This is a genomic window from Muricoccus nepalensis (assembly GCF_006438825.1).
GTDB classification, from domain to species: Bacteria; Pseudomonadota; Alphaproteobacteria; order Acetobacterales; family Acetobacteraceae; genus Roseomonas; species Roseomonas nepalensis.
In genome coordinates this window covers 1-1,828 of record NZ_RCZP01000110.1, presented here as the reverse complement: position 1 = coordinate 1,828, position 1,828 = coordinate 1, and the positions used below count along the sequence as shown (strand labels likewise).

Sequence of the window (1,828 nt, the reverse complement as noted above, 5' to 3'; positions counted from 1 at the left end):
GACGTTCACGCCGTTCTCGTGCTCGATCAGGCAGGCTGGCACGGCTCACGCCAGCTCCGTGTGCCCGACAACGTCACCCTCGTGCCGTTGCCGCCCTACGCACCCGAGTTGAACCCGGTCGAGCGCGTCTGGCTCCACCTCCGCGAGCGCTTCCTGTCCCACCGTCTGCTCAACAGCAACGCCGCCATCGTTGACGCATGCTGCCAAGCCTGGAACGCCCTCACGCCCGAGCGCCTCCAATCCCTCACCAACTATCCCTGGATCAGAAAAGTCACTTCATAAGCTCGGCGGTATGAGATGCCATTTCCGATCATCTGCTCCACTCGCACACGCTGAGTCTCGGACGGTACGAAGCGCGGGCGTCCTCGTGTGGCCATTATCATCTCCAATGGGGCGTGACCTTGGGCGTCGGCGCCGATGCATGTTCCAAATTTTGAGTCCTTACCCTCGCCCTACCGTTGTACTCCAGCAAGGCGGCCCGCCAGTTGTGCGACTGCGTCGTCCTCATGAGGGCACGTGAGTGGCGGGTCGTCCGGTGCGTCATACCGTAGGGGGCAGATCTGATGAACCATCCGGTGCATGCCGTGGCGCAGGCTAGGCGCCTGCGTCCACTGCAAGCTTCCGTCCGGCCGACGTAGGATCCTCGTCACATCGAAGATGGCGCCGCACCGGCTGCATACCGCCTCGGCCATGAAAATCTGCACCTCGTACCGCCACGGCGTCCGTCCACCCTGCAGACGCATGTTCACGAATCGTTCGCGGCTGTCGTAGCCTTCGCCGGAGCCTACCCTGGAGCCCGCGCGTGAGCCACGACCACGTCTACAAACCCAAGCCCTGCGCCGCTTGGCCCGTGCACGAGATCCGCGCTGTGGGTACCCACCTACCGGGATGCAGTCGGCCGCGACATGGACAGCGCAGCGTGTCTGAAGATGGCTGTGGCGGCTTACCTGCCGGCCGATGGCGGCCGTATGAAGCCGCACATGCCATTCGCGACATGATCGCGTGCTTTTCTCGTTTTTGGGGCTTCGCTCCCTGGTTTCCGCCTACCCGTCGTCGAGGAAGCTGCGCAGGCGCTTGCACCGGGTGGGGTGCTTCAGCTTGCGCAGCGCCTTGGCCTCGATCTGGCGGATGCGCTCGCGGGTGACGTTGAACTGCTGGCCGACCTCCTCGAGTGTGTGGTCGGAGTTCATGCCGATGCCAAAGCGCATCCGCAGCACCCGCTCCTCGCGTGGCGTCAGGCCGGAGAGCGCCTTGGCGGCGGCGTCGCGCAGGCCCGACCTCACCGCGACGTCGAGCGGCATGACCGCGTTCTCGTCCTCGAGGAAGTCGCCGAGGTGGGCGCCCTCCTCGTCGCCGACCGGCGTCTCGAGCGAGATCGGCTCGCGCGCGATCTTCTGCGCCTTCACCACCCGCTCGAGCGGCAGGCCCATCTTCGCCGCGAGTTCGGCCGGCGTCGGCTCGCGCCCGAGCTCGTGCACCATCTGTCGCGCGGTTCGGTTCAGCTTGTTCACCGTCTCGGTCATGTGCACGGGCACGCGGATGGTCCGCGCCTGGTCGGCAATAGAGCGCGTGACGGCCTGGCGGATCCACCAGGTGGCGTAGGTCGAGAACTTGAAGCCGCGCCGGTACTCGAACTTGTCGACCGCCTTCATCAGCCCGATGTTGCCCTCCTGCACGAGGTCGAGCAGCTGCAGGCCGCGGTTGGTGTACTTCTTGGCAATCGAGATCACGAGGCGGAGGTTGGCCTCGATCATCTCCTTCTTGGCCCGGTTCATGGCGCGCTCGCCCTCGGCGACCACCGCCTGCACCCGGCGGAACTCGTCGAGCG

At 65.7% G+C, this 1,828-nt stretch carries 2 protein-coding genes; one reads left to right on the top strand and one right to left on the bottom strand.

Features of this window, described 5'->3' with window-relative positions:
- On the top strand, positions 1-282 hold a 282-nt coding region (locus tag EAH89_RS30745), incomplete at its 5' end, for a transposase (RefSeq protein ID WP_194152386.1).
- Between the two features lie 761 nt (positions 283-1,043).
- On the opposite strand, the gene rpoD is transcribed toward EAH89_RS30745, so the two are convergent.
- The coding region (rpoD, locus tag EAH89_RS30740; RefSeq protein ID WP_140887978.1) for an RNA polymerase sigma factor RpoD at positions 1,044-1,828 on the bottom strand (785 nt) is incomplete at its 5' end.